Genomic DNA, 212 nt, shown 5'->3' with positions numbered 1-212 from the left:
AAGCGCCGGGTATTTGTCGTCACCGGTGACGGTGAACTGGCCGAAGGCAGTAACTGGGAAGCGGCCCTGGTCGCCGCCCACTATAAACTCGATAACCTCATTATTATCAACGATAAAAATAACCTCCAACTCGCCGGAGCAACCAAAGAGATCATGAACACCGATCCGCTGGATGAAAAATGGCGTGCCTTCGGCATGCAGGTTACAGAGTG

1 pseudogene is annotated in these 212 nt (G+C 52.4%); it reads left to right on the top strand.

Annotation, left to right across the window (positions count from 1 at the left end):
* A pseudogene (locus FDX22_RS31530) lies at positions 1 to 212 on the top strand (transketolase); the annotation flags it as partial.

The sequence above is a fragment of the Citrobacter sp. TBCS-14 genome, assembly GCF_005280805.1.
GTDB classification, from domain to species: domain Bacteria; phylum Pseudomonadota; class Gammaproteobacteria; order Enterobacterales; family Enterobacteriaceae; genus Citrobacter; species Citrobacter gillenii.
The sequence above is the reverse complement of the archived record's forward strand: the minus strand, read 5'-3'. Positions and strand labels throughout refer to the sequence as shown.